A 24,973-nucleotide genomic window follows, 5' to 3' on the forward strand; every position below is an offset into this window, starting at 1 on the left:
CCCTAGTGCGGAAGCGCTTGCCCCGGTTGCGGAATGAACGGCGGCAGGCCGGGGATCGTGGGGATCGGTGGAATGGTCGGGATCGTCGGGATGACCGGCGGCTGCGTCACCGGCGCCTCGGTGGTCGGCTCGGGTGACGGTGCCGGCGGCGGGGCCGCACTGGTGGTCTCCGGTGCCGGCGTCTCGGTGCTGGGCTGCGACGGCTCCTGCGTCACCGGTGCCTGCCGGGTGACGGTCCGGGTCTGCGCCGGCGCCTCGGTTGCCGGCGCGGGCACCTCCGCGGGCGTCGGCTCCGACGGGGCCGCCGACTGCGTGGCCGGGTTCGCCGTCGCCGTGGCCGTCGTGGTCTGGGGGGCGGGCGTCTGCGCCTGATCGGTGCGCATCACGAAGACGACCGCGGCCACACACACCGCCAGCACGACGGCGGCCCCGGTGCCCAGCAGCAGCGCGGGCCGCCGGTACCAGGGATCCGGTTCGGCGGCCGGTTCCTCATGGTCGGTGAAATGCACCTCGGGCCTGGGCGGGATCGGGTTGTCGACGACGAACGGCTCCGGGTCGGGAATTTCGTCGGTGTCCTGGGACCAGGCCAAGGCGCGGAACGTACTCGACATCGCCGGGTCCCCCACCGGCGGCGGCGCCATCGCCGCCAGGGGTGCCACCGCGGTCGCGCCGTCATCGGCGGGTCCGCGGGCGGCCCGGATACCGGCCCCGATCGCGGCCGCCAACTCGGGTTGTGGCATCGTCACCACCGGCGCCCGGAACCGTTCGGACAGGGCCGCCGTGACCGCGGGAATGCGCGCACCACCGCCCACCGAGGCCACGGCCACCAACTCTGCCGGCCGGATCCCGCTGCGTTGCAACGTGTCCTGCAGGACGGCGAGAAAGTCGGCCAACGGTGCGCGCAGCACCGCGTCCAGCTCGTCCCTGGTGATCCGCACCTGGGTGCGATGGCCGGGCAGATCCACCGCGACCGAGGCCGCTGCGGCACCGGAGAGTTGTTCCTTGGCCGCCCGGCATGCCATCCGCAGCTTGGTCAACGAGCCGATCGCCGACGTTCCGGCGGCATCGACCGCGCCGGGCACGCCGGCGAGCACCTGGGTGAGCAACATCTGGTCGATCAGCGCACCGGACAACTCGGAGTGGCGGACCGTCGGGGCGATCGGCTGATAACCATGGGCGGCGTCGGCCACCGTGATGCTGGTGCCCGTGCCGCCGAAGTCGCAGAGCACCACCACCCCGCGCGCCGGCAACCCCGGATTGTCGGCCAACGCGGTCAGTGCCGTGCCGGCATCGGAGAACAGCGGTGCCGTCCGCAGTTCAGGGGCAGCGGCCAGCGCGGCCCGCAGCGCGTCGACCTGTCGGTCCTGCCAGTGCGCCGGGTGACTGATACCGGTGTGCCCGCCGGCGGGGACCGCCGCACGCAGGGCGCGCAGGGCCTCGGTGAGCACCGCCTCCGCGCGGTGGGTGGATCCGTCGGCGGCCACCAATCCCACCGGATCGCCGACCCGGTCCACGAAATCGGTGAACACCGGACCCCGCTCGCGCGTCAGCACGGCCGGCCGCGTCACCGCGGCCCGACCCACCGCCACCGCCGCCAGATTGGTGGCACCAACCGACAGCCCAACCGACTCCGTCATCACACCTACCTTCGGCAAACCCTATCGGGTTGTCCATCCGGATTTGCCGGGACAGCGTTACTCGGTGCTGGTCAGCGGATGGTGCCGGCCCCTGGAATCAGCGGAAGGTCCAGCGCCGTGACCCAACCCGGCGGCAGCGCGTTCACCGCGGGAACGGCGTTGAGCGCGCGCAGACCGGTTGCCAGACAACCCGCGGCCGCCGCATCGCGACCGGAGCCGTCGGTGAACCGGAACGCGGTCTCCTGCGAGATGCTGGGCGTGCCCTCGATGTCCACCCGGTAGACGTCGTTGTCGTTACCCGTCGGCCAGTCCGGTGCCGCGTCCAGGCCGATCCGGTTGACGTGCTCGAGCTGGATACGAGTGTCACCGCGGTATCGGCCGTTGATGGTGAATCGGACCGCCGCGACGTTGCCGGCCTGGATGATCGCCTTGGCGGACTTGCGGTCCTCGGGGGTCACCCACTTCTCCCAGGTGGTGGTGATCTCGTCCAAGGTGATGCCCGCCGCATGGGCGATCATCGGCACCGTGGCACCCCAGGACATGACGAGGATGTCGCGGTGTTCCAGCAGCGGTGTGTAGTCCGGTGACTTGCCGATACCCATCTCGAATTCGTAGTCACCGGTGTAGTTGGTGTAGTCGAGCAGTTCGGAGGCCCGCACCGTGCGCACCTCCGAACACAGGCCCATCAGGGTCATCGGGAACAGGTCGTTGGCGAATCCGGGATCGATCCCGGTGGTGAAACACGATGCCGCGCCGGCCGCGCACGCCTCGTCGATCGGTGTGATCCACGACGGCGGGTTGAGCCGCATGTGCGGCCACACCCACGGTGTCATCGCCGTCGAGCACACGTCGATACCGGCCCGCAGGAAACGGGTGATGAGGTCGATATTGGCGTCGGCCTGCGCGGCGGTCGGCCCGTAGTGCACCAGTGCGTCGGGTGCCAGTGCGATCAGCGCATCGACATCGTCGGTGGCGGTCAGCCCGATCGGGGTGCCCAGCCCGCAGATCTCACCGACATCGCGGCCCACTTTTTCCGGGTTGCTCACCCCGACCCCGACGAGTTCGAACAACGGGTGCTTGACGATCTCCGCGATCACCATGCTGCCGACGAAACCGGTACCCCACACCACGATTCGCTTCATCGCGTCCTCTCTATTTCCCGTCGCTTCGCTCGCCCCGGTCCCTATTCCCCGTCGCTTCGCTCGCCCCGGTCCCTATTCCCCGTCGCTTCGCTCGCCCCGGTCCCTATTCCCCGTCAATCACCGTCGCTGCGCATCGCGTCCCGCATCTTGCGGATCTCCTCCCGGAGCTCCTCGATATGCGCGGCGGTCGCCGCCTGGTTGGCGGTGTCCTCCTCGGCCACCTTCTCCACGATCCACGACGCGAGCGTCGCGGTGACGACACCGAGCAGGCTGATCCCGGCGATCATCAGCGCGACGGCGATCAACCGCCCACTCAAGGTCACCGGCGTCAGGTCGCCGTAGCCGACGGTGGTCACCGTACTGACCGCCCACCACACCGCGTCGCCGAATGAGGTGATCTGGGCGTGCGGCGCATGACGTTCCACGTCGAGGACGGCCAAGGACGCGGCGTAGACGATCATCACCACCCCGCCCGCGGTGTACGCCGCGACGCGGCCCCGGATGCTGTGGCCCACGGCGCGCTGCAACACCTCCAGCACCACCGCCAGGCTCAGCAGGCGCAGTGGGCGGAACATCGGCAGCACGACGATCGCGAGGTCGACGAGATTGCGCAGGAACCACCGACCGCGTGGCTCGGCAAGGTAGAAGCGCGCCAGATAATCGGCGACGAAAACCAGGTACAGACCGGCCATCACGGCCCGCATCGCCATGTCGGAGAAGCCGTGCGGCTCGGCGAGCACCTGCACCGAATAGCAGCCGAGGAACATCAGCGCCACGGCGGCCATCAGCCATTCGGTCCGCTGTTCGAAGCGCTCCAGCCGGGTTTGATCAGACATCGTGCCGGTGAGCGTAGTCCCGCAGGTCAGAAGCAGCGGCGCAAGCCACCCGGCTCACAGATCAGCGGGTACTGCTCGATCGGGATCGGTAGCGGGCCCTGGTACGTCAAAGTGAACGGCTTCTTGTCCAGGGTCGCGGGCAGTCCGCAGATCTGGTTGTGCGAAATGATGCGCGTCCCGGTCAGCGTGTTGCTGTCGAACCGGAACGTCTCCATCAGCGCTTGCTGGCTGCCGTCCGGACACGTCAATCCGTCCACGGAGCTGATGTTGTAGGCCCACAGCCCATCGGTGAGCACCGCATCGCCACCCTTGGCCACCACGTTCGGGGACGAGCTGACGTGCAGGCGGCACGCGACCGGGTCGTGGATCTCGGCGCGGAGATCGCCGACCACCGGCACGCAGGACGGATAGATCGACCATTGCGCGTCCGGCAGGCCTTCCTGATGGAAGGTGTAGACACCCTGCATCACCTGCTGGTCCGCCCGCGCCGGGCCGGCAAATCCCACCAGCGCCGCGCAGAGCAGAACTGCACCGACCAATCCGGAAAAGTACTTGCTCACCGACGCAGTATTACAGGGCGCTTATGGCACGTCTCGGGTTTGTCCCGTGAGAGAGTGCCGGGCATGAGTCAGCTGAGCGGCAAAGTGGCGTTGGTGACCGGAGCGTCGTCCGGTCTGGGTGCGGCGACGGCGAAGGTGTTCGCCGAGCGCGGCGCGACGGTGTTCGGTATCGCGCGCGACACCGACCGGCTCGCCGAGGTGTTCACCGAGGTGCCCGGTGGCCGGTACGCATCGGTGGACATCGCCTCCCCACAGGAGTGCCGGCAGGCGGTCGCGGATTGCGTCGCCGCGTTCGGCCGGCTGGATGTGCTGGCCAACGTGGCCGGGTTCCACCAGATGCGCCGCACCGTCACGCTGACCGACGAGGAGTGGGACCACGATCTCGCAGTCAACCTGAACGGCCCGTTCTTTCTCTGCCGCGCCGCGCTGCCGCATCTACTGGAAACCGGCGGCAATATCGTCAACGTCGCCTCCGTCGCGGGCGTCGAGGGTGAGGTCTACTCGGCGGGCTACTGCGCGGCCAAGCACGGGCTGGTCGGCCTCACCCGGGCGCTGGCAGTCGAATTCACCAAGGAGAAGCTGCGCGTCAACGCGGTCTGTCCGGGCGGAATGCTCACCCCGCAGGTGACCGAGTTCGCCGCCCCCGAGGATGCGGACTGGGATCTGATCATGCGGATCGCCGCCCCGCGCGGTTTCATGGACCCGGTGGACGTCGCCAAGACCATCGCCTTCCTGGCCAGTGATGACGCGGCGGCCATCCACGGCGGGGTGTACCGCGTGGACAACGGAAAGGGTGCGGACTAGTGAAGACCCCGGCGAACGTATCTCCTGACGGCAACGCCGTCGTCGAGGATTCCCTCGGCACCGTCGGCAGTGTCGCGGTGGACGCCTCCATCGGCACCGTCGGCAGCGCCGCCGTGGCCGGATCCATCGCAACGCTCGGCAGCGCGGCCGTGGCGGGCTCGATCGCCACCGTCAACAGCGCGGGCGTCGCCGGATCGATCGCCACCGGCGCAAGTGCCGGTGTGGCAGGCAGTTTCGCCGTGTTCGGCAGTGCCTTCACCATCCTGTGCGTGGCGCTCATCGGCTGCGCGGCGTGCCTGGGCTGCGTCGCGTGCCGGCGATGCCGGGCCTGCGTGGGGTGCGTGGCATGTGCCGACTGCGTCGGCTGCATCGGATGCGTGAACTGCTCGGGCCTGCGCGGCGCCGTCGGTCTGCGCGACGTGCACGCCTGAGCGGGCGCTACATTCCGCGCCGGCGGCCCATCAGAACCACCAGCCCGACCGCACCCAGGCTCAGCACCGAGCACGCCACCGCGGCCGCGATCAGGTAGACCTGGTTGCGATCCAGAGCGCTCTCGGCCGCACTGGCGGTGTCGGCGGTACTCCCCGAGACGAGCTGCATCCGGTAGTCACCCGGCAGCGGCGCCTCCCGCGGATCGTCGAGCCCGGGGAACTGCTGGGTGCGGTGCACCTCGAATTGGCGCTCCCCACTACCGGACTGGGTCCACACACCCCAGGCGGGTGTCACGCCGTCGAGCAGGACCTTGCGCTCGCCGTAGCGGGTGTCGTCGCCGACGTCGACGACGCGCTGCACCCGGAACGGCTCGTACACCGCCGATGAGTACCGCACCTGGACGGGCACGTTGTCATACCGCAGCACCGGTGGCGGAGGCGGCGGGGGCGCCAGCCCGACCGCGGGAATGTATCCGCCCCCGAGGAAGCTGCCGACCGCGACATTGACCGCCGTGTTCAGCGCGTTGACCACCACCGCGGTGAAGCTGTATGCGGCCAGGTCTGCGGCGTACATGATGACCCGCTGCAAAGGGTTGATCTGCACGATCCGCGGCGAGTTCTGGTAGATGTACACGACGCGTACCGGATCCCGGTAGGGGTTGAAGATCATCGGACGGTAGTACTCGTCGTACTGCACCCAGTCCGGCCGCCATTGCCGCACCTTGCGGTCCCATTTCAGCCCGTCGTCGTGGCGACTGTCGCCCCGTGGCTGGAAATCCGGGCGATTCCAGTCCCGGTTGTCCACCCTGCTGTCGTCCCGATCGGTCACCTTCAGCGCCACCGCGAGTGCGGCGACATCGTGCTGCGGGGCGGGTGCCGGCTTCTCCTCGACGGGCGTGGCGTGACGCGCCAACTCGACATCGGACTCGGGGGCATCCAGCGTCTGCGGGCGCAGGGTCTCGATGGGTCGGGCGACCTTGGCGACGGTCGACGACGTCTCGGTTTCGGTGGGCTTGCCGGTCGCGGTCGGGGTGGCCTCCACCGCGGCGGGCAGCGTGGTCTCGGGCGCCGGAACCTGCGCGGTCGGCGTGACGGCGTCGGGCGTGGGCGGCTCGGTCACCCGATCGACCGGCGCCGGGCGGTCCTCCGTGCGCGACACCGGGGGTACGGAGGTGGGCTCGACCGCCGTCTCGCTCGCCGTCGGCGTCGGGGTGCGCGTCGGCTTTGAGGTCGAGGTCGAGGTCGAGGTCGAGGTCGGGGTGGGTTCGGCGACCGTGGTGGTGCTGGGCTTGGGCGCGACGGTGGTCTGCGGAGTCGGAGCCACGGTGACGGGGGCCGGCGCGACGGTCGGCGACGGCTCCTGGACCGGCGTCTGCACGACGGGGGCGGGCGGGGTGGTCGTCACCTCGGGAGTCCGCGCCGGCTTGGGTGCCGGTTGTGTTGCGGCCGTGGGCACTTCGGCCTCGACCGTGGGTTGCTGCGAGGGGGTGTCCCGAGGCACGGGTACCTCGGCGACCGTGGTCGTCGGCGCCGACGGGTCTGCCACCGCGGGCGCCAGTCCCGAGGTCAATGCGGTCAGCGATATGACCACGGTCGAAGCCACTCCGGCGACCACGTGCCGTCGGGGCAGAAATTCGCGCGTTGCACCCACCGTGCATCCACTCCTCTGAAGGTCCAGGGAGCGTGGCATTCCAGCCACAGCTGCCATGTTGCAGCCATCTCCCCCGACACTGGCCCGGGGCCAGCAGCTGTCTCGCATGGTTCATCGCCGCGCACGAGGATGCGTTACACCGGCTACGTCACAGTGCCGACTCGACCCGGCGGGAACAAACGCACAATGCAGACTGTTGGCGCGCGGGCGCATAAACTCAGGCTGTGCGGACAGGCAGACTACCTGCGCCAGTGACGATTTCCGCTGCGATTCTGCTGGCGAGCTGTGGCGCGCACCCCACCGCGGCACCACCGGCCCCGACCACCGCCGATACGCCGACATCGCACTCCGCGCCGGTGCCGGCGCCGGCACCACGCACGCTGCCGTGGTTCAACCTCCAGGTCGGCGACTGTGTGGACCAGATCCCCGCCGTGGACGAAGGCGCGGTCGAGGTGACGCTGGTGGACTGCGCGGCACCGCATCGAGCCGAGGTGTACCAGCGCGCGCCCATCCCGGTCGACGCTGCTGTCACCGAGGTGGCGAATCAACGCTGTAACGACGCCCTCACCGCGTACACCGGGGCGTCCGGCGGCTATACCGTCAGTTACCTCATCGACTCGAATCAGGACCGTACCGCCGACAATCCCCTGCCGAGCATCGTCATCTGCCTGCTGCAGGATGCCGGCGGCGGCGCGCTGACCCGATCGGCACACGGCCGCTGAGCGTCACTCCTTACCGATCTTCTTCTTGACCACCAGCAGCGGCAACAGCAGCGTGGCGACGGCCGTCACCAACCACACCACCACCGTCGCGGCGACCCACGAGCCGGCACCACGGATGCTCAGACCGTGGGTCAGCACCGAGGCCAGCAACAACGCGACAAATGTTGACACCAGGCCGATTCCGCCGAGAAACGCCGAGGCGTACCGGGATGCCATCTTGGCGATGAACGGCGACAGCACCGCCTGCGCCAAGGCGAAGACCACCACCGCGACGACGAATCCACGCCACGACACCGATACCCCGGACACCAGCCGGTCCGCGGCCAGCAAACCGATCGCCGCCGAACCCAGGAAGACCAGCGTGTTCAGCAGTAGTCGCACCATGTCGACGATGGTAAGGGGCCCCGCGGCTTTCGGAGTGAAGATAGGTCCCCGTTCCGGTAATTGACGCCTATGCTGCCCGACATGGCCGACTTCGCCCCCTCCCTCGCCCCGGATCTGGACCAGATTCCCTCCGCCGAGGGACCGCTGCCCAGCGCGGACGATCTGGCGGGACGGCCGTACGCGCTACCCGTCGATATCCTCGGTGAACTGCACGGGCCGCTGTTCTACGCCGACTACAGCGGCTTCCGAAAGCTGTACGCGTGCTCGACGGCGTTGGTCGAGGAACTCTGCGATGAGGGACGGTTCGCCAAGAATCTGACCCCGTCACTGGCCCGGGTCCGTCCACTGGCCGGCGACGGTCTGTTCACCGCGTTCTACGCCGAGCCGAATTGGCAGAAGGCACATGACGTTCTGCTACCCGGGTTCAGCTACGCCGGACTACGCAACTACCACGAGGCGATGCTCGACATCAACCGCCGGATGATCACCGGTTGGGACGCGCAGGCCGGGCGGCAATCGGTGAACGTCTCCGATGACCTGCAGAAGCTCGCGATGGACACGGTGGCGCTCGCCGGCTTCGGAGCCCGTTTCGATTCCTTCGACCACGACGGCCTGGCGCCCATCCCGCAGAGTTTCACCGCTGCGCTCGGCGAACTCGGAAAGGGCGGAGACACACCGCGATTCGAGGCCGAGCTGACCACCCTGCACACCTACTTCGACGAGTTGATCGAGGCGCACCGCAACGGCGGTGAAGACGCCGCCGACGATCTGCTCTACCTGATGCTCGGCCGCGGACCCGGCAGCGAACCCGTGCTGGACCAACAGAACATCCGAAACCAGATCATGACGTTTCTCATCGCCGGACAGTTGACGACATCGGAACTGATGCCCAACACGCTCTACAACCTGGTGCACCACCCGGCGGTGCTCGGCCGGGTCCAGGCCGAGGTCGATGCGGTGTTCGGTCCCGACGACGACTACCTGCCGACCTACGACGATATCGGCAGGTTCGGCTATCTCCGGCAGGTCATCAACGAGACACTGCGGTTGTCGCCGCCGGTGCTCAGCTTCGATCGGATGGCGCTGGCCGACACCGTCATCGGCGGCAGGTATCCGATCAAGAAGGGCGAAGCCGTCAGCGTGCTCACCGGGGCGTTGCACCGGCAACCGCAATGGGGCGACAACGTCGAACTGTTCGACCCCGACCGGTTCGAATCCGACCGTGCCGCCGCGCGTCCGGCCGCGCTGTTCAAACCGTTCGGCACCGGAGCCCGGTCGTGCATCGGGCGCCAGTTCGCGCTGCACGAGGCCACCATGACCATCGCGCGGATCGTGCACCGCTACCGGCTCATCGATTCCGCGCACTATGTGCTGCGCTGGGACGGCCCGCTGAGCCGCCGGCCGGCCGGTTTCCGGCTCGACCTGGTGCGACGCACCCCCGCCGACCGCAAGCCCGCCACCGCGGCTGACGTCCAGGACACCGTCCAGCGCACGACGACCGGTTCGGTATCGGCCCTCAAAGCCGGTACCACCGTGGCCGTGCTGCACGGCTCCAATCTCGGCACCTGCCGCGCACTGGCCAAACAGCTGGCCGAGGAGGGCACCGATATCGGTTGTGCCACAACGTTCGGCCCACTCGATGATGCCACCGGCGGGCTGCCCGAAGCCGACGCGGTGGTGATCGTCGCCTCGTCGTACAACGGTCAGCCGACCGACGACGCACGCGAGTTCCTTGCCTGGCTCACCGGGCCGGACGCCGCGATCGACGGCGCCCCCTACTTCGCGGTGCTCGGCGTCGGCGATCACAACTGGGCCGACACCTATCAGGCCGTGCCGAAACGGATCAACGAACGCCTGACCGAACTGGGCGGCACGTCCCTGGTGCCGTTCGCAGCGGCGGACACCTCCGGTGACCTCAACGGCACGCTGGAAGAGTTCTCGACTGCGCTGTGGTCGTCCATGTCCGCGCTGTTCGGGGACCCGGATGCGGTGGCGGTGACCGACAGCGAGGAACCGCTCTACGATCTGCACCTCATCGTCGGCCCGGTCACCGCCGCCATCGACACCCGCTTCGGCGTGTGCCCCATGACCGTCTTGGAGAACACCGAACTGGTCAGCGACGAGACCGCACAGGGGCACGCCAAACACTTTGTCCGCGTTGCCCTGCCCGAGGACGTCGAATACCACACCGGCGACCACCTGACGGTGCTGGCGGACAATCCACCCGAACTGGTCGACACCGTGCTGGACCAACTGGATATCGACCCGGGGTTACGCCTCTCCATCAACCCGCGCCGGACCTCGCGGCGGCTCATCGCCCTCGACCGTGAGGTGAGCGTGCGTGAACTACTCACCCACTTCGTCGAACTGCGCAAGCCGGCGACGCGCAGCCAGTTGCGCCGGCTCGCGGCCGCCAACCCGTGCGTCCCCGAACGCCGGCGTCTCGAAGAACTCGCCGAGGCGACCGAACCGTGCGCCCTGAGCCCGATCGAATGCCTCCTGGAATTCCCGGCCTGCACGCTGACCGGTGCCGACCTGCTGGAACTGCTGGAGCCGATGACACCGCGGCACTACTCCATCGCCTCGTCGTCGCGGCTCTCCCCGAAAGTCGTGGCGCTGGTGGTCAGCGTCCTCGACGCCCCGGCTCGATCCGGGCGTGGACTGTTCAAAGGCGTCGCGTCGAACCACCTGGCCACGCTGGGTTCGGGGGCACAGATCCGCGCCCGCGTCGATCAGGCCCGGCAGGCCTTCCGGGCCGGTGCCGACCCGGCCAAGAACGTCATCCTGGTGAGTGCGGGGACCGGCGTCGCACCGTTTCGCGGGTTCCTGGGCGATCGGCTGGCCGCCCGTCAGGTCGGCGACCCGTATGCACCGGCTTTGTGCTTCTTCGGAGTTCGCGATCCTGACGTGGACTACATCTTCCGCGAGCAGTTCGACATCGCCGAAGACCTGGGAATCGTGCGGATGCGCCCGGCCTTCTCCCGGGCACCGGAGAACGGCGTCCGCTATGTCCAGGACCGGATCGCCGCCGACGCCGACGAGGTGTGGGACCTGCTCGGCGATCCCGCCAAGGACACCCACGTCTACATCTGCGGCGACGGTGCCCGGATGGCCCCGGCCGTACGGCAGGCGTTTCTCGACATCTATTGCGCGCGTACCGGTGCCGACGAGAGCGCGGCGCGCGACTGGCTCATCGGCCTCGTCGAGTCCGACCGCTACGTCGAGGATGTCTGGGCGGGCTGAGCATCACAGCCGGCGCATCTCACGTCGCATGCAGGCATCGTTCATGTACGCCGGCCGCGCGCAAGGATAGCTCCGACGGCTGCGCGCCGGGCCCTGACCGGGCAACTTCGCCCGCGTCAGCCACCCGACGGCGTGCTGGATGTATCTGCGCCACAGCAACTTCAGACTGACAGCGCCGGATGCCCCGTCGGCGGTCATCGACAGATCCGACATGGCGGTCCCCAAACGTCGTGGTGGACGTGTAGTGAAGTGTTGCCCACCTTGATGTTCCGAACGTATGGGGAAGTCGCCGTGCGGTGACGCGTAGACGACTACTTGATCGACGCGATCAGGCGGTGAGCTCCGTCACAACGCCGCTTCGGCGCCACAGCCCGGCGACGCAGCCCGGCGACGCAGCCGGAGCAGGATCAGTCAGGGGGGTGCGCCCGCACCGGGGCCGGGCCGGCCGTGCTGCGCCCCGACGGATGATGTGGCGTGGTCCGGTTCCTCGGCGGACCGGCAGGGTTGGCAGGCCTGCCTGACCGGCTGGGCCGCCAGTTGGTCGTAGCTCACCATTGCCTGACCGTATCTGGTACGAAAGAAACGACCTCTACGCCATCAGGAGAGTGCCAGCACGTGCCCGCCCCTACTTCGGTGACGGACACGTCCCCGCCCCAACACCAGCACAGCGGTATCCCGAAATGGATCCGCACCTTCGCCATCCCGATCATCATCGGCTGGATCGCCCTGGTCGCCTTGCTCAGCGTCGTGGTGCCGCCACTGGAAGTGGTCGGACAGATGCGCTCGGTATCGATGAGCGCGCAGACCGCGCCATCGGTGATCGCGATGAAGCAGGTCGGCAAGGTGTTCGACGAGTTCAAGTCGGACAGCGCGGTGATGATCGTCCTGGAGGGCGAGCAGAAGCTGGGCGCCGATGCCCACCTCTTCTACAACGATATGGTTGCCCGGCTGGAGGCCGATACCAAGCACGTCGAGCACGTGCAGGACTTCTGGGGTGACACGCTCACCGAGGCGGGGGCGCAGAGCCCCGACGGTAAGGCCGCCTATGTGCAGGTTTACCTCGCCGGCAACATGGGCGAGGCGCTGGCCAACGAATCGGTGGAGGCGGCCCAGAAGCTGGTCACGGCGGTGCCACCGCCGCCCGGCGTCAAGGTCTTCGTGACCGGGCCCTCCGCGCTGGCCGCCGATCAGCAGATCGCCGGTGACCGCAGTGTCCGGATGATCGAGATGGTCACGTTCGTCGTCATCATCACCATGCTGCTGCTGGTCTACCGCTCCATCACGACGGTGCTCATCGTCCTGCTGATGGTGGTGCTCGAACTCTCGGCCGCCCGGGGTGTGGTGGCCTTTCTGGGCTACCACGATCTGATCGGGCTCTCCACCTTCGCCACGCAGCTCTTGGTGACGCTCGCGATCGCCGCATCCACCGACTACGCCATCTTCTTGATCGGCCGATACCAGGAAGCCCGAACCCTGGGTGAGGACAAGGAGTCGGCCTACTACACGATGTTCCACGGCACCGCGCACGTGGTGCTGGCGTCGGGCCTGACCATCGCCGGGGCCATGTTGTGCCTGCATTTCACGAAGCTGCCCTACTTCCAGACCCTGGGTATCCCCATGGCGGTCGGTATGACGGTGGCCGTCGTCGCGGCGCTGACCCTCGGCCCCGCGGTGGTCACCGTCGCGAGCCGGTTCCGCAAGCTGCTGGAACCCAAGCGCGCCATGCGCATCCGCGGCTGGCGCAAGATCGGGGCCCTGGTGGTGCGCTGGCCCGGGCCGGTGCTGATGGCCACCATCGCGCTGTCGCTCGTCGGCCTGCTCACGCTGCCCGGCTACCGCACCAACTACAACGATCGCAACTACCTGCCCGCCGATCTGCCGGCCAACGAGGGCTATGCGGCCGCCGAACGGCATTTCTCCGTCGCGCGGATGAATCCCGAATTACTGCTCATCGAATCCGACCACGATCTGCGCAATTCGGCCGATTTCCTGGTGATCGACAAGATCGCGAAGGCGATCTTCCGGGTGCCCGGGATCGGCAGCGTGCAGGCCATCACGCGTCCCGACGGTAAGCCGCTGAAGTTCAGCACCATTCCGGCCCAGATGAGTATGGGCGGTACGGCGCAGCAGATGAACGAGAAGTACATGGAGGACATGTTCGCCACCATGCTGAAACAGGCCGGCGATATGGACACCACCATCGGCACCATGAACCGGATGATCACGCTGATGACGGAGATGAGCGCCACCACGCACAGCATGGTGGGCAAAAGCACCGACATGGCCGTCGACATCGCCGAGTTGCGGGACCACATCGCCGATTTCGACGACTTCCTGCGCCCCATCCGCAACTATCTGTACTGGGAACCGCATTGCTATGACATCCCGGTGTGCTTCGCCATGCGCTCGGTGTTCGACGCCCTGGACGGTATCGACGCCACGACCGATCAGTTCCAGAACCTGCTGCCCGATCTGCAGCGGCTCGATCAGTTGATGCCGCAGATGCTGGCGACCCTGCCTGCGCAGATCTCCACCATGCAATCCTCCCGGGACATGATGCTGCGGATGTACCAGACGCAGAAGGGCATCCAGGATCAATCCAACGAGATGCAGGCGAACCAGTCCGCCATGGGCGACGCCTTCAACAACTCGAAGAACGACGACACGTTCTACCTGCCGCCGGACACCTTCAACAACGCCGATTTCAAGCGCGGTATGAAGAGCTTCATCTCCCCCGACGGAAAGTCGGTGCGGTTCATCATCTCCCACGCCGGGGACCCGTTGACCGCGGACGGCATCAAACTCGTCGACGATATCAAGGCGGCCGCCAAGGAAGCCGTCAAGGGCACCCCGCTGGAGGGTTCGCGGATCTACCTCGGTGGTATCGCGGCGGCCTTCAAGGATATGCAGGAAGGTAACAACTACGACCTGATGATCGCCGGAATCGCGGCGTTGACACTGATTTTCGCGATCATGCTGATCATCACACGCAGCCTCGTCGCCGCGGCCGTCATCGTCGGCACCGTGGTGGTGTCTCTGGGGACCTCGTTCGGCCTGTCGATTCTGTTGTGGCAGCACATCCTGGGCATCGAGCTGCACTTCATGGTCATGGCGATGACCGTCATCGTGCTGCTGGCCGTCGGCGCCGACTACAACCTGCTGCTGGTGGCTCGTATGAAGGAGGAGCTGCACGGCGGTATCAAGACCGGGATCATCCGCGCCATGGGCGGCAGCGGGTCGGTGGTGACGGCGGCGGGCCTGGTGTTCGCGTTCACCATGATGTCGATGGCGGCCAGCGAGATGACGGTCGTGGCGCAGGTCGGTTCGACGATCGGCTTGGGTCTGCTGTTCGACACGCTGGTCATCCGGTCGTTCATGACCCCGTCGATCGCCGCGCTGATGGGTAAGTGGTTCTGGTGGCCGCAGGTGGTGCGGCAGCGTCCGGCCCGCAGCATCCCGGCCTGGAAGAAGCGCGAGACACCTGTCGACGTCTCCTAGCACCTGGTCACACCGAGAACCCCGCGCAGGCACGGCGTGCCTGCGCGGGGTTCTCGATCAGCGTCTTGTCGTCAGCGCGGCGGGCACGGCGCCAACGGCGGGCAGGGAACCGGACCAGGTCCGCCAGGACCCGGACCGGGGCCACCGGGACCAGGGCCGGGGCCACCGGGACCGGGACCGGGGCCACCCGGGCCCAGACACGGCGCGTTGGGCGGGCAGGGCGGCGGCGGGCCTGCGCTGGCCGCACCCAGGCCGAACACGCCGGACAATGCCAGGCCGCTGGAAAGCACCGCGACGCCAAGCATCTTCCGTGATCGATTCACGTTGATATCTCCTTCGGATCGGTAATCATCGTGCGACTACCGATCCTGACGCCCCGACATGGGCACAGGCTTAGGTTTCCTTGGTGGCAGGTATGGATCCGCGGCCGGTGTTCACACAAGGTAGATGACGAACGCCGCCCCGAACAGCACGACGAGCCAGGCATCGGTGGCCGATCTCAACCACCAGGGGGCGGTTCGCACCTCCATGAAGTACCGGATGATCAAGCGGGACTTGACCAGCGCCAGCGTGAGGACCACCGCGGTGATCGGCACGCTGGGTGCGGCGGTCCCCGAATGGGCCGGGGCGAGCCACCAGGACCCGAGGGTGATGGCCACCAGGGCCACCCAGGCCCAGGTGATCATCCGTGCGGCTGCGGTCATCATCACCTCATCACGTAGAACAGGGCGAAGATGATCACCCAGAGCAGATCGACCATATGCCAATAGATTGCGCCCGCTTCCACCATCGACGCTCGTCGCCGGCCGGGGTTGCGCAACTCGCGTACCAGCACGCCCAGCACGATGAGCCCGATCAGTACGTGTACCAGGTGCACACCGGTGATCACGTAGTAGAAGGAGAAGAACATCTCCGAATTGGTATGCCCCGCAGAGAGCTTGAGGAACCATTCATAGCCCTTCAGCGCCATGAAGAGCACGCCGCCGGCACCACCGGCATAGATCAGCCTGACCGCGTGCTCATGGCGGCCCGCGCGGGTCTCGAGTACCGCCCGGGCCACCAACCACGAACTCGTCAGCAGGATCACGGTGTTGGCCACGCCGAGGGTGATGTCGAGATGCTGGGCGGCGGCCAGGAATTCGCCCTCGTTCATGGTCCGATAGACCAGGAAGACAACGAAGTAGCCGGCGAAGATGACCATATCGCCCAGGACCATCACCCACATGTCCCCGTCACCGGGCAGCCGGCGCTGCACCGGGGACGGTTCGGTCCGGGTCATGAGTTCGCCTCTCGCGCCGCGGCCTGACGCAGGAGCGCGATCAGCGCGACCAGCCACACCGAGAAGACCACCACCGCCCACCAGAAGGCGATCGACCCGTTCCAAGCGAACGGACCGGACCTGAACACGAACATCTGGGTGGCGATGATCTCGGTGATGATCTGCCAGATGCTCACGTAGGCAAACCATTTCGGGAAGATGTTGTTTCGGTCGTACAAGATGGCCACGGCCAGCACCAGGTAAGCCACCGAGAAGCAGCCCAAAGATCCGTTGTACGAAAGCATTCCGAGGTCGTAGAGCAGGCTGATGAGCTCCGGGTCGCGGTCGGGGCGAAACGCAGCGGTCAGGAAGCACACCGTCACGAGCAGGAAGCCGGGCACCGCACCTACGCCCATCCCGCCGATGTAGCCATAGGCGAAGACCGATCCCACCGACATCCGCTTCATCTGGTAGGCCACCAGCCCGTTGGTCATCGCCGCACCGCCGAGCAGAACCAGCAGCACGGTGAACCCGATCTGGATGGTCAGGTGGTGCGCGGTGAAGAAGGCGACCTTCTCGGCCGCGGTGACGTCGGGCCGCGGTGGCGGGGTCACGCGTGTCAGGACACAGATGATGACCCCGAACAGCCCATACCAGGCCGGGAAGAACCAGGTCATCAGCCAGACATCGCGGTTCCCGCCGCCGGCGCGAACCGGTGCGGTCAGCACACTCATGGTGCGATCACGCCGTCGGCGACCGCCTGTCGGTGCAGCGCGGCCCGCAGGACGAAGAACATCACCAGGACGAATGCCGCGAAGGCGCCGTTGCGAAGCCAGAATGACAGCAGCCCATCCCAGGCCAGCGGCCCGGTGCGGAAGACGGCGGCGCCCGCGGCCGGGACCATCGCGACGGCGGTGGCCAGCGCGTAGTGACCCACCCAGCGCGGGAACACCGGATCCGCACGATCATCGAAGTACACCGCCAGTGCCAGGAGGACGAACTGGCTGACCACCATGCCGACGGGGGCGATGAACACGATCCATGCCAGGTCGTTGAGCAGCATGATCAGGTCCGGGTTGCGTTCCGGCCGAAAAGCCGCCACCAGGAAGAAGATGTTGGACAGCGCGAAGATGGTGGCGCCGCTGACCACCGCCGTCAGGTAGCAGTACGCGAAGACGTGGCTCTGCCCTTTCATCCGTTTCATCTGCGCGACGATCACCATGAAGAACGGCAGCACCATAATCCCGCAGAGATTGAAGGCGGCCTGGCTGAACCGGATCAGGGCGGTGTGGTCGGCGTAGAACGCGGCAACGTCGCCGGCCGTCATCGTCGGCGACATCGGCGGCCAGAATCCGGGAAACGCCAGCGCCGCGATCAGCAGCACCGCCCCGACCGCCGGCCCGGTCCACAGGCTCACCCACTGCGCCTTGATATTCCCGGCTTTCGGCAGGTCTTGGGCCTGCTCGAGGATCTGCATCACGCCTCCACTGACTTGACTCAGGGCTTTTCTTGTCGGATCGGCACACCGGTGATCACCGAGTCATGTTCATATGCACGGTATCCGGCAAACTCCGCGATGGGAAGAACTTTCTGAGTAGAGTCAGTTTAATGCTGAAGCAGAAGGGTTTGCAGACCCGCGAGCGACTGCTGGGCGCCGCGCTCGCCGAGTTCAAGCGCGCGGGGATGGCCGGGGCGGATACCACGGCGATCGTCGCCGCCGCCGGCGTCGCGCACGGCACCTTCTTCTTCCACTTCCCCACCAAGGAACACGTCCTGCTGGAACTGGAGAAGCGCGAGCAGGACCGGATGGCCGCCGAACTGACCCGATTCTTCGGCACCGCGCACAGCGTGCACGACACGCTGGCCGAAGTCGTCCGGGCATTGGAGACGATAGAACGACGGCTGGGCCGCCGGTTGTTCAAAGACTTTCTGGCCCTGCATTTCTCCACCACGCGGCCACCATCGGAGGAGTGGACCAACTATCCGATGGCGGTGGCCGTCGTCGAAGAACTCGACCGTGCCCGCCGCCGCGGGGAGATACCCACCGACGTCGACGTGCTGCACAACGGGGTGTCGTTTCTCCTCGGCCTCTATGCGTTGCTGCTCACCCTCCCCGAAGCCGCCGAGGTCCGCCAACCTGCGATCGACGAATACCTCACCACCTACGGGCACGGGTTGCGCGTGATCTCCGGGACCCGGTAAACAGACCGGCGAATAGACGTTGTCGTCAAAACCGAGCGGCGACGGGCGCCGCACCTGACAATGAGCACTGCCAACACCACGCGCAGGCGGGGCTGCCCCAGATCGAAGGAGAACGTCATGAGCCGACGTACCACCGCAGCGTTGTTCGCGGCGGGGTTCGCCACCGCCGCGGCATTGATGCCACTGGTCAGCGCGCCCGTCGCCGGTGCCGATGTGTGCGCAGGCGCCGACGGCAGGCACTTCGCCGCCGGGGGTTGCACCAACATCGCAGGTGACGCCGTCGCAGGCGCGGCGATCGCCGCGGCGCACGTCCCGTACGTGCCCGGCGAGGTGCCCTGTTACACCGTCGAGGGTGTGCCGTACTTCACCCCTCCCGGGGACCCCTGCTGAGCCGAACCACGCTGCGCGAACAGTTGTTTGGTGAGGCTAGGTTTGCTGGCGACCGGCGGCCGGACTGCTTAGTCTGACGCTGTGTCACATCCCGCCGAACCGCACATCGGGTCCGTTTCGTCGAAGCTGAACTGGCTGCGCGCCGGCGTGCTCGGTGCCAATGACGGCATCGTCTCGACGGCGGGCATCGTGGTGGGCGTGGCCGCGGCCACGGTGGAACGCGGCCCGATCTTCACCGCCGGTATCGCCGGCCTCGCCGCGGGCGCGGTGTCCATGGCCCTCGGTGAGTACGTGTCCGTGAGCAGTCAGCGCGATACGGAGCGCGCCCTCCTGAGAAAGGAGCGCGTCGAACTGCGCGACGATCCCGAAGCAGAACTCGAAGAGCTCAAGGCCATCTACGCCGCAAAAGGCCTGTCCGAGGCCACCGCCCAAGCGGTCGCCGCCGAGCTCACCGAACATGATGCGTTCGCCGCACATGCCGAGGCCGAACTCGGCATCGATCCGGACGAACTCACCAGCCCCTGGCAGGCAGCCCTCTCCTCGGCCGCGTCCTTCATCACCGGTGCCCTGCTGCCGCTCCTGGCGATTCTGCTGCCACCGCCGAGCCTGCGGATCCCGATCACCGTCGTCGCCGTGCTGATCGCGCTCGCCCTCACCGGATCCGTCGCGGCGCGCCTCGGCGGCGCCGGCCGACAACGCGCCATCCTGCGCAATGTCGTGGGCGGCGGCCTGGCACTTGCCATCACCTATGGCATCGGTCTGCTGGTGGGCACCGCCGTGGCGTGAGCTGGCGACTCCTTCGCCACCGAGCCTGACTACTACAAGATATGTAGTATGTCGTCCGGATGATCCGGTCCTACGGAAGGCCTACTGTTGTCGACATTTCAAGGGCTGCCCGCCCATGTTCTGCTGGTGCATTTCGTCGTGGTGTTGGCGCCACTGACGGCCGTGCTCGCGATCACCTGCGCCCTGTGGCCCGCGGCCCGACGGCGCCTCACCTGGCTGGTGGTCATTCTGGCCGTGGTGACCACGGTCCTCACGCCACTGACCACCGAGGCCGGCGAGTGGCTGGAGCATCAGACCGAACGCACCCCGCTCTTGCACGAGCACGCCGAACTCGGCGACACCATGGTCTATTTCGCGATTGCACTGCTCATCGGCGCGGCCCTGCTGGCCGTCGTGCACGTAGGGGAATCCCGCGAGCGCCCGTTCACCCCGGCCCTCACCTGGGCCATCGCGACGCTGGTCGTCATTGCCAGTGTCGCCACCACCGTTCAGGTGGTGCGGATCGGCGACTCAGGTGCCAGGTCAGCCTGGGGAGACAAGGCCACGGCCGACGCAGGCGAGTGAAAGCTGCTGCGGTTCAGCCGATCACGGTGGACAGCGGCTCGCCGCGCTCAGGTGCCACGTGGTCCTGGGCGATATCGGCAGCCAGATAGGTTTGCACGCTGATCAATACGGCGATGACCGCGGCGAGCGCCAGCAGGTACCGGCGCTGACGAGGCGGTGCCTCATGTGTCAGCGCGAGGACTCTCGCCCGGACATCGCTCGGACGGCCGGTGATACGGCACCCGGGCGCCGGCTGAGCATGCGCACACAGCAGCGCCGCGCGGGCGATCGCCCGTGCGGCGTTGCCTCGGCCACCCCGTGCGGCGTGCTCGTCGGCGCTGCGCTCGACCGCCAACCGCACCACCCGGGTCCACGGTCGCAGTAGCGGATTGATGCACGCCGCGAGTTCGACTGCCTGGACGTGGAAGTGGTGGCGCTGTCGCAGGTGCGCTCGCTCGTGGTCGATCACCGCACGCCGCTCCGCCGCTGTCATCACCGCGGTCAAGCCCGTGGTGAGCACGATCAAACCCCCGGCCCGCCCGGGCACGGCGAACGCGTCCGGGCGGTCGTCCTCGACGATCACCACCGCGCCGTCCTTATCGGCGGCGCCACATCGGATGGCCCGTCCCGCCCGCACCGACATCCGTACCCGCAGCAGGTGGCGGAGCGCCAAAAACAGGAGACCCGAGCAGATCCCGGCCAGCGCCAGACCCCCGGTCCGGCCGATGACGTCGGGTTGGCGGAGCAGAATCGAGGCACCGGCGATCATCGAGGTCCAGGTACTGATCGCCAGCATCAGCGCCAGAGTCGCCGCTACGGGTGCTCGCCAATACGGATGAAATCTGTCGGCGAGGGCGGGCAACACTGCGGTGAGTGCGATCGCCAGGGCCCACGGCGCCCCGAGCAGGATCCAGATGGTCACCGGCCCTCACCGTCGATCTCGTGACGTGACAGCACTTCTCGAAGCAGCGCCTCGTCCTCGGATGACAAGCTTGCGACGAAGCTGCTCAGCACGTCTGCCCGGGCATGCCCGCCGTCGAGCTCACGACGCATCCGCAAGGCAGCCTGCAACGCCGGAAGGTCGCCCGGCGCGGCGGCGAGCGTGTACCGGTGCGAGCGGCCGTCACGGTCCCGGGTGACGGTGCCCTTGCCGGCCAGTCTCGTCAGCACCGTCATGACCGTGGTGTACGCCAGACGCGCCCCCAGCTCGGCGCGCACCTCGGCCACCGTCATGGCGTCGCCGCCGGCGAGTACGGCGATGACAGCGTCTTCTAAGTCACCCGGGTCTCTGCGCACCTGTCGCTCCCTTCCGGACCAGCATAGGGAGGCTGCGGCAAGGACACGAAGTAGGCGTCCAGCACGCGCCGGCGACCTGCGGCCGCGGCGGTCTTTCGGGAAGCGAGGTTGAGGCGGTCGATGGTGCCGATCAACAGCACGTCCGGGTCTCGACCGGGTTCGGCCGCCCACGCCGCCTGTCCCGCGGCGGCGTAGCCGTGGCCACCGTGCTCGACGGTGACCACTTCTTCGTTGATCACGTCGCCGTCGATCCAGTCGATCACTCCCGGCACCACCGCCAGCAGACCGACGATGCCCTCGGTGGTGCGGATGGCGCGTAGTTGATCCTGGGTGTGCCAGCCATCGAGCTCTGCGGCAGTCGCGGCCGAGATATTTTGAGCCAGAGCGGAATCCAGCTGTCGGTACCGGTCCGCGACGATCGCCATGGCGGTCTCGGCGCTGCCGAAGGGCGCCAGCCACACGTTCGGGGACGGCGAGGTCATCTCGCGGTAGGCCGCCACGTAGACGCTTTCGTCAAGCACGACCCCCGCTCCGCCCAGCCGCCCCGGGGCGGTCCGCACCCTCAGGCACAGGGGTGCGAACATCGCCCATTCCTGACTGACGCACACCCGCATCCGGTTCAGGTCGTCGAAGCTGTGCGCGATGATCTCGACGAAGGGCCGGGTGATATCGCGGCCGTAGAAACGGATTCCACCCAGCAGCGTTCCGGCTGAGGTGACGATGTGGCGGTGTAGATAGTCGGTGGTTCGCACCCCGGGCAGGTCGACGTGATCGGAGAACTCCCGGGCGAAGGCGAGGTCGTGTGTGCGGGCCACCTGGCGGGCGAGCCATTCCTCGAGCAGCGTCCGGCCGCGCCGCCCGTAGAGAGCGTCGGCGATATCGACTTCGTCGCGAAGAGAGGGCCAGGCCGCAGACATCACATTCAGTGAAGCCCAGCAGGCCCGGCCCCCTCAACCGAATTTCGGCGCAGCGGGGTGTCAGAACCGGGTGACGAAACTCAGTGCCGCGTCGGCCACGTCGCGCCAGCCATTGTCGACCACCAAGGAATGTCCGCGACCGGCGAATTCGACGAATTCGGTCACGTTGGGGTTCTTCTTGTACTGCTTGTAGGAGGCCTTCGCGACCGCCGACGGAACGGTGTGATCCAACTCGCCGGAGATGACCAACAGCGGCCCCCGCTCAGGGTTCTTGGTGTTCACCTTGGTGGCCGAGGCCGGGTTGAAATTGGCGACGGCCGCCTGGAACAGGGGTCGACCCGGACCGGCGACCGAATACCGGTCATACAGCCGCTGCGACTCCTCCTCGGATACTGCGTTGCCGAAGCCGTACCGGAACTGCTTGGGCGTCAGCGCCACCGCCCGGCCGTAGTTCAGCGGGTTACCCAGCACGGGGAACGCCGAGCGCAACGCCGACAACGGCAGGGGAAGGACCCCGCGGAACGGCGCAGGATCGATGGCCACGGCAGCCTTGGCCAGGCCGAGGCCGGCGAGCTTCTGGGTGATCAGGCCGCCGAAGGAGTGCCCGATGACGATGGGCTTGCGATCCAGGGCGCGGATCACGTCGGCATAGTGATCGGTGATCTCGGCGACCCCCTTCCCGACGAACACCGACGGATCGCGGCGCGCGTCGGCGGTGGTGGCCGGGTCGTCAGGCCAGCCCGGGGCCAGCGTCACGAAACCCTGCTCTTCGAAGAGGGTGCGCCAGTTGTCCCAGCTGTCGGGCAGCAGCCACAGGCCGTGGACGAACACGACGGGCTGCGCACCCGAGCGGTTCGCGCGGTCGATCTCGTTCTGTTCGCGTGCGGTGATGGTGGTCATCGACTTCTCCTCTAGTAGAAAGAACGGTCGTTCTTCCTACCTGAACCGTCCCGGCTCGGCGGGTATTCCCCGAAAGAGAAAGAACGTTCTGCCTCGGGCGTACCGTGTGGTCATGGAATCCAGTGCGCCGGTGTCGGAGGCCCGTGAGCGGCTTCTGCGCACCGCAACCGACCTCTTCTACCGCGAGGGCATCCATTCCGTCGGCGTCGACCGCATCCTGGCCGAGGCCGGTGTCACCCGCGCCACCATGTACCGGCATTTCACAGGCAAAGAAGACCTCGTCGAGGCGTATCTGGCGGCCGAGGACCAGACCATTCGCGGTTATTTCGCCGCCGCCGAGTCGGCCGGTGGCGATACCGACATGCTCGAGCTGGTCATCGACGGTATCGCCGAGGACATCGCTCGGTATCACACCCGCGGATGCCCGTTCATCAACGCGGCGGCGGAGTACCCCGATCCGGACAGCCGTATCCGGCGGCTCATCGCCGAACACCGCGGCTGGTTTCGCGGCGCCCTCGAGGACGCCGCCGCCGGGCACGACAACCCTGCGGAGATCGCCTCGTCGCTGGCCTTGCTGCGAGACGCCGCACTGGTCGGGGGCTATCTGGACGGAGTCGCGCACACAAAACCCGCGTTCACGCGTGCTGCCAGGCAGGCGGCGGGGCTACCACCGGAACCCCGGTCATCTCAGGTGTAGATGCGCACGAAGCGGGTATACGATCCGTTGTCCACTGCCACAACATGATTGAGTGTCGTGATGGGTTACCCGTTCTCCCCCGATGAGCCGCGCACCAGCGGAAGCCGGGACATGCCGCCGGTACCCAGGCTGTGGATCGCTTTGGCGGTCACCGCAGCGACCGTGCTCGCGCTGGTGCTTGTCGTGCTGACATGACGTCGCCGTCGCCCATACTGGTCGGGTGACGTCAACCGCCGTAGCCTGGGTCGTCGTCGGGCTGGCCTTCGCCGGCCTGATCACCCTCACCGTGCTGCTGATCGTGACGCACAGCAAGCTGAAGAGCACGCGAAGCGAACTCGAGCGCGTTCGGCGCGAGAGTCCCCGTCGGCGCCGGCCTCGCGGACTGGCACCCGTCGCGATCAAGACCGTCTGGCAGGCAGCGGACTCACTGATCAACAAGGGCGTCCGCGCCACCGTCCGAAATTCGATCGAGGATCTGGCGGGCTGGGCCCGGGTGGAACGTCCCGACCTGGCCCGCCTGACCGCCGACGGCCAGGCCGTCATCGTGTTCTCCGATATCGAGGGCTCGACCGAACTGAACGACACGCTGGGCGACCGCGAATGGGTGAAACTCCTTGAGCGCCACAATAAACTCTTCTACAAGCAGGTCGAGAAGTTCGGCGGACACGTGGTCAAGACCCAGGGCGACGGGTTCATGATCGTCTTCGCAGATCCGCGTCAGGCCGTCCGCTGCGGCCTCGGCGTCCAGCAGGCGCTGAATGCCGATCCGCAACGCTGGGACGATATTCGCGTGCGGATCGGCATCCACATGGGTACCTCGGTGCGCCGTGGCGACGACCTGTTCGGACGCAACGTCGCCATGGCGGCGCGGGTAGCCGCGCTGGCCGAGGGCGGTGAGGTGCTCATCAGTGAGCCGGTGCGCGAAGCGGTCGGCAAGCTGCCGGGTGCCGAGTTCGGGCTGCCGCGCGAGGTCGAGCTGAAGGGCCTGCAGGGCAGCCACACCGTGTACGCGGTGTCCGCGAGCGACTCCCCTGCGCTGGAGAGCGCCGAGGACCGATCGGGACGGGCGTAGCGTC

General features: G+C 67.4%; 28 protein-coding genes. 12 read left to right on the top strand and 16 right to left on the bottom strand.

Going from position 1 to position 24,973, the window contains the following annotated elements:
* Window positions 1-2: 2 nt before the first annotated feature.
* The 4 genes from H7J86_RS21225 to H7J86_RS21240 form a co-directional block, all read right to left on the bottom strand.
* On the bottom strand, window positions 3-1,637 hold the full coding sequence (locus tag H7J86_RS21225; protein WP_267293288.1) for an Hsp70 family protein: 1,635 nt from the start codon (window positions 1,635-1,637) through the stop codon (window positions 3-5).
* A 71-nt stretch (window positions 1,638-1,708) separates the two neighbouring features.
* The gene (locus H7J86_RS21230) at window positions 1,709-2,779 is read right to left on the bottom strand and encodes an NAD(P)H-dependent amine dehydrogenase family protein (protein ID WP_267293290.1); all 1,071 of its coding nucleotides are present in this window, start codon (window positions 2,777-2,779) and stop codon (window positions 1,709-1,711) included.
* A gap of 113 nt (window positions 2,780-2,892) precedes the next feature.
* On the bottom strand, window positions 2,893-3,615 hold the full coding sequence (locus H7J86_RS21235) for a potassium channel family protein (RefSeq protein WP_090353643.1): 723 nt from the start codon (window positions 3,613-3,615) through the stop codon (window positions 2,893-2,895).
* A gap of 26 nt (window positions 3,616-3,641) precedes the next feature.
* Window positions 3,642-4,175, bottom strand: a complete 534-nt coding sequence (locus tag H7J86_RS21240) for a hypothetical protein (protein WP_267293292.1) — start codon at window positions 4,173-4,175, stop codon at window positions 3,642-3,644.
* Window positions 4,176-4,238: 63 nt separating this feature from the next.
* On the opposite strand from H7J86_RS21240, the gene H7J86_RS21245 reads away from it, so the two are divergent.
* Window positions 4,239-4,979, top strand: coding sequence for an SDR family NAD(P)-dependent oxidoreductase (locus H7J86_RS21245; protein WP_267293295.1), 741 nt, complete (start codon window positions 4,239-4,241; stop codon window positions 4,977-4,979).
* The gene (locus tag H7J86_RS21250; RefSeq protein WP_090353639.1) at window positions 4,979-5,410 is read left to right on the top strand and encodes a hypothetical protein; all 432 of its coding nucleotides are present in this window, start codon (window positions 4,979-4,981) and stop codon (window positions 5,408-5,410) included. The genes H7J86_RS21245 and H7J86_RS21250 overlap by 1 nt, the downstream gene beginning before the upstream one ends.
* A 7-nt stretch (window positions 5,411-5,417) precedes the next feature.
* Here the strand turns inward: H7J86_RS21250 and H7J86_RS21255 are convergent, their stop codons facing one another.
* Window positions 5,418-7,013: a hypothetical protein gene (locus H7J86_RS21255; RefSeq protein WP_267293297.1), complete on the bottom strand. Its 1,596-nt coding sequence runs from the start codon at window positions 7,011-7,013 to the stop codon at window positions 5,418-5,420.
* A gap of 299 nt (window positions 7,014-7,312) precedes the next feature.
* On the opposite strand from H7J86_RS21255, the gene H7J86_RS21260 reads away from it, so the two are divergent.
* A complete protein-coding gene (locus H7J86_RS21260; RefSeq protein ID WP_235632659.1) occupies window positions 7,313-7,783 on the top strand; it encodes a septum formation family protein in 471 nt (156 codons plus the stop codon).
* Between the two features lie 3 nt (window positions 7,784-7,786).
* Here H7J86_RS21260 and H7J86_RS21265 read toward each other — a convergent pair whose 3' ends face one another.
* Window positions 7,787-8,167: a phage holin family protein gene (locus H7J86_RS21265; protein ID WP_090353632.1), complete on the bottom strand. Its 381-nt coding sequence runs from the start codon at window positions 8,165-8,167 to the stop codon at window positions 7,787-7,789.
* Window positions 8,168-8,248: 81 nt separating this feature from the next.
* On the opposite strand from H7J86_RS21265, the gene H7J86_RS21270 reads away from it, so the two are divergent.
* Window positions 8,249-11,410 (top strand): cytochrome P450, encoded by a 3,162-nt coding sequence (locus H7J86_RS21270; protein WP_267293300.1) that lies wholly within the window; start codon window positions 8,249-8,251, stop codon window positions 11,408-11,410.
* Window positions 11,411-11,821: 411 nt separating this feature from the next.
* Here H7J86_RS21270 and H7J86_RS21275 read toward each other — a convergent pair whose 3' ends face one another.
* The gene (locus H7J86_RS21275) at window positions 11,822-11,965 is read right to left on the bottom strand and encodes a hypothetical protein (protein WP_267293302.1); all 144 of its coding nucleotides are present in this window, start codon (window positions 11,963-11,965) and stop codon (window positions 11,822-11,824) included.
* A 78-nt stretch (window positions 11,966-12,043) separates the two neighbouring features.
* On the opposite strand from H7J86_RS21275, the gene H7J86_RS21280 reads away from it, so the two are divergent.
* Window positions 12,044-14,908 carry an MMPL/RND family transporter gene (locus H7J86_RS21280; RefSeq protein WP_267293304.1) on the top strand — a complete coding sequence of 955 codons (2,865 nt, stop codon included), beginning with the start codon at window positions 12,044-12,046 and terminating at the stop codon, window positions 14,906-14,908.
* 7 nt (window positions 14,909-14,915) lie between these two features.
* Here H7J86_RS21280 and H7J86_RS21285 read toward each other — a convergent pair whose 3' ends face one another.
* The 5 genes from H7J86_RS21285 to H7J86_RS21305 form a co-directional block, all read right to left on the bottom strand.
* Entirely contained in the window at window positions 14,916-15,095 is a 180-nt protein-coding gene (locus H7J86_RS21285; RefSeq protein WP_267293306.1) for a hypothetical protein, read from the bottom strand.
* Between the two features lie 247 nt (window positions 15,096-15,342).
* The gene (locus tag H7J86_RS21290) at window positions 15,343-15,612 is read right to left on the bottom strand and encodes a cytochrome C oxidase subunit IV family protein (RefSeq protein ID WP_267293308.1); all 270 of its coding nucleotides are present in this window, start codon (window positions 15,610-15,612) and stop codon (window positions 15,343-15,345) included.
* A gap of 2 nt (window positions 15,613-15,614) precedes the next feature.
* A complete protein-coding gene (locus tag H7J86_RS21295; protein ID WP_187096145.1) occupies window positions 15,615-16,187 on the bottom strand; it encodes a cytochrome c oxidase subunit 3 in 573 nt (190 codons plus the stop codon).
* Window positions 16,184-16,900, bottom strand: coding sequence for a hypothetical protein (locus tag H7J86_RS21300; protein ID WP_090353621.1), 717 nt, complete (start codon window positions 16,898-16,900; stop codon window positions 16,184-16,186). Before H7J86_RS21300 ends, H7J86_RS21295 begins: the two co-directional genes overlap by 4 nt.
* Window positions 16,897-17,643 carry a hypothetical protein gene (locus H7J86_RS21305; RefSeq protein WP_187096146.1) on the bottom strand — a complete coding sequence of 249 codons (747 nt, stop codon included), beginning with the start codon at window positions 17,641-17,643 and terminating at the stop codon, window positions 16,897-16,899. Before H7J86_RS21305 ends, H7J86_RS21300 begins: the two co-directional genes overlap by 4 nt.
* Before the next feature lie 131 nt (window positions 17,644-17,774).
* Here H7J86_RS21305 and H7J86_RS21310 point away from each other — a divergent pair, with 131 nt between their 5' ends.
* From H7J86_RS21310 to H7J86_RS21325, 4 genes are all read left to right on the top strand, one after another.
* Window positions 17,775-18,368 (top strand): TetR family transcriptional regulator, encoded by a 594-nt coding sequence (locus tag H7J86_RS21310; RefSeq protein WP_267293310.1) that lies wholly within the window; start codon window positions 17,775-17,777, stop codon window positions 18,366-18,368.
* Window positions 18,369-18,485: 117 nt separating this feature from the next.
* A complete protein-coding gene (locus tag H7J86_RS21315; RefSeq protein WP_267293311.1) occupies window positions 18,486-18,758 on the top strand; it encodes a hypothetical protein in 273 nt (90 codons plus the stop codon).
* An 81-nt stretch (window positions 18,759-18,839) separates the two neighbouring features.
* Window positions 18,840-19,544: a VIT1/CCC1 transporter family protein gene (locus H7J86_RS21320; protein ID WP_267293312.1), complete on the top strand. Its 705-nt coding sequence runs from the start codon at window positions 18,840-18,842 to the stop codon at window positions 19,542-19,544.
* Between the two features lie 87 nt (window positions 19,545-19,631).
* On the top strand, window positions 19,632-20,108 hold the full coding sequence (locus H7J86_RS21325) for a DUF2231 domain-containing protein (RefSeq protein WP_267293314.1): 477 nt from the start codon (window positions 19,632-19,634) through the stop codon (window positions 20,106-20,108).
* 13 nt (window positions 20,109-20,121) lie between these two features.
* On the opposite strand, the gene H7J86_RS21330 is transcribed toward H7J86_RS21325, so the two are convergent.
* Genes H7J86_RS21330 through H7J86_RS21345 form a run of 4 tightly spaced genes read right to left on the bottom strand, consistent with a single transcriptional unit; the run spans window position 20,122 to window position 23,200 of the window.
* A complete protein-coding gene (locus H7J86_RS21330) occupies window positions 20,122-21,009 on the bottom strand; it encodes a M56 family metallopeptidase (RefSeq protein ID WP_267293315.1) in 888 nt (295 codons plus the stop codon).
* Window positions 21,006-21,383 (bottom strand): BlaI/MecI/CopY family transcriptional regulator, encoded by a 378-nt coding sequence (locus tag H7J86_RS21335; RefSeq protein WP_090353610.1) that lies wholly within the window; start codon window positions 21,381-21,383, stop codon window positions 21,006-21,008. Before H7J86_RS21335 ends, H7J86_RS21330 begins: the two co-directional genes overlap by 4 nt.
* Window positions 21,359-22,300: a hypothetical protein gene (locus tag H7J86_RS21340; protein ID WP_267293316.1), complete on the bottom strand. Its 942-nt coding sequence runs from the start codon at window positions 22,298-22,300 to the stop codon at window positions 21,359-21,361. Before H7J86_RS21340 ends, H7J86_RS21335 begins: the two co-directional genes overlap by 25 nt.
* Before the next feature lie 60 nt (window positions 22,301-22,360).
* The gene (locus H7J86_RS21345) at window positions 22,361-23,200 is read right to left on the bottom strand and encodes an alpha/beta hydrolase (protein ID WP_187096152.1); all 840 of its coding nucleotides are present in this window, start codon (window positions 23,198-23,200) and stop codon (window positions 22,361-22,363) included.
* A gap of 112 nt (window positions 23,201-23,312) precedes the next feature.
* Between H7J86_RS21345 and H7J86_RS21350 the strand changes: the two genes are divergently transcribed.
* From H7J86_RS21350 to H7J86_RS21360, 3 genes are read left to right on the top strand one after another with little or no spacing between them, the layout of a single operon-like run.
* The gene (locus H7J86_RS21350) at window positions 23,313-23,897 is read left to right on the top strand and encodes a TetR/AcrR family transcriptional regulator (RefSeq protein ID WP_267293318.1); all 585 of its coding nucleotides are present in this window, start codon (window positions 23,313-23,315) and stop codon (window positions 23,895-23,897) included.
* A 60-nt stretch (window positions 23,898-23,957) separates the two neighbouring features.
* The gene (locus H7J86_RS21355) at window positions 23,958-24,092 is read left to right on the top strand and encodes a hypothetical protein (RefSeq protein WP_267293320.1); all 135 of its coding nucleotides are present in this window, start codon (window positions 23,958-23,960) and stop codon (window positions 24,090-24,092) included.
* Between the two features lie 25 nt (window positions 24,093-24,117).
* Complete coding sequence (locus H7J86_RS21360) at window positions 24,118-24,969, top strand: adenylate/guanylate cyclase domain-containing protein (RefSeq protein WP_267293322.1); 852 nt, start codon at window positions 24,118-24,120, stop codon at window positions 24,967-24,969.
* Window positions 24,970-24,973 lie beyond the last annotated feature (4 nt).

The organism is Mycobacterium hackensackense, from assembly GCF_025822555.1.
GTDB lineage: Bacteria > Actinomycetota > Actinomycetes > Mycobacteriales > Mycobacteriaceae > Mycobacterium > Mycobacterium fluoranthenivorans.

Bases quoted from the DNA above. Each gene is read 5' to 3' on its own strand.
- H7J86_RS21290 (WP_267293308.1), bottom strand. From the start codon at position 15,612: ATGACCGCAGCCGCACGGATGATCACCTGGGCCTGGGTGGCCCTGGTG.
- H7J86_RS21300 (WP_090353621.1), bottom strand. From the start codon at position 16,900: ATGAGTGTGCTGACCGCACCGGTTCGCGCCGGCGGCGGGAACCGCGAT.
- H7J86_RS21305 (WP_187096146.1), bottom strand. From the start codon at position 17,643: ATGCAGATCCTCGAGCAGGCCCAAGACCTGCCGAAAGCCGGGAATATC.
- H7J86_RS21275 (WP_267293302.1), bottom strand. From the start codon at position 11,965: ATGGTGAGCTACGACCAACTGGCGGCCCAGCCGGTCAGGCAGGCCTGC.
- H7J86_RS21235 (WP_090353643.1), bottom strand. From the start codon at position 3,615: ATGTCTGATCAAACCCGGCTGGAGCGCTTCGAACAGCGGACCGAATGG.
- H7J86_RS21295 (WP_187096145.1), bottom strand. From the start codon at position 16,187: ATGACCCGGACCGAACCGTCCCCGGTGCAGCGCCGGCTGCCCGGTGAC.
- H7J86_RS21310 (WP_267293310.1), top strand. From the start codon at position 17,775: ATGCTGAAGCAGAAGGGTTTGCAGACCCGCGAGCGACTGCTGGGCGCC.
- H7J86_RS21350 (WP_267293318.1), top strand. From the start codon at position 23,313: ATGGAATCCAGTGCGCCGGTGTCGGAGGCCCGTGAGCGGCTTCTGCGC.
- H7J86_RS21355 (WP_267293320.1), top strand. From the start codon at position 23,958: ATGGGTTACCCGTTCTCCCCCGATGAGCCGCGCACCAGCGGAAGCCGG.
- H7J86_RS21265 (WP_090353632.1), bottom strand. From the start codon at position 8,167: ATGGTGCGACTACTGCTGAACACGCTGGTCTTCCTGGGTTCGGCGGCG.
- H7J86_RS21270 (WP_267293300.1), top strand. From the start codon at position 8,249: ATGGCCGACTTCGCCCCCTCCCTCGCCCCGGATCTGGACCAGATTCCC.
- H7J86_RS21230 (WP_267293290.1), bottom strand. From the start codon at position 2,779: ATGAAGCGAATCGTGGTGTGGGGTACCGGTTTCGTCGGCAGCATGGTG.
- H7J86_RS21340 (WP_267293316.1), bottom strand. From the start codon at position 22,300: ATGTCTGCGGCCTGGCCCTCTCTTCGCGACGAAGTCGATATCGCCGAC.
- H7J86_RS21345 (WP_187096152.1), bottom strand. From the start codon at position 23,200: ATGACCACCATCACCGCACGCGAACAGAACGAGATCGACCGCGCGAAC.
- H7J86_RS21245 (WP_267293295.1), top strand. From the start codon at position 4,239: ATGAGTCAGCTGAGCGGCAAAGTGGCGTTGGTGACCGGAGCGTCGTCC.
- H7J86_RS21225 (WP_267293288.1), bottom strand. From the start codon at position 1,637: ATGACGGAGTCGGTTGGGCTGTCGGTTGGTGCCACCAATCTGGCGGCG.
- H7J86_RS21315 (WP_267293311.1), top strand. From the start codon at position 18,486: ATGAGCCGACGTACCACCGCAGCGTTGTTCGCGGCGGGGTTCGCCACC.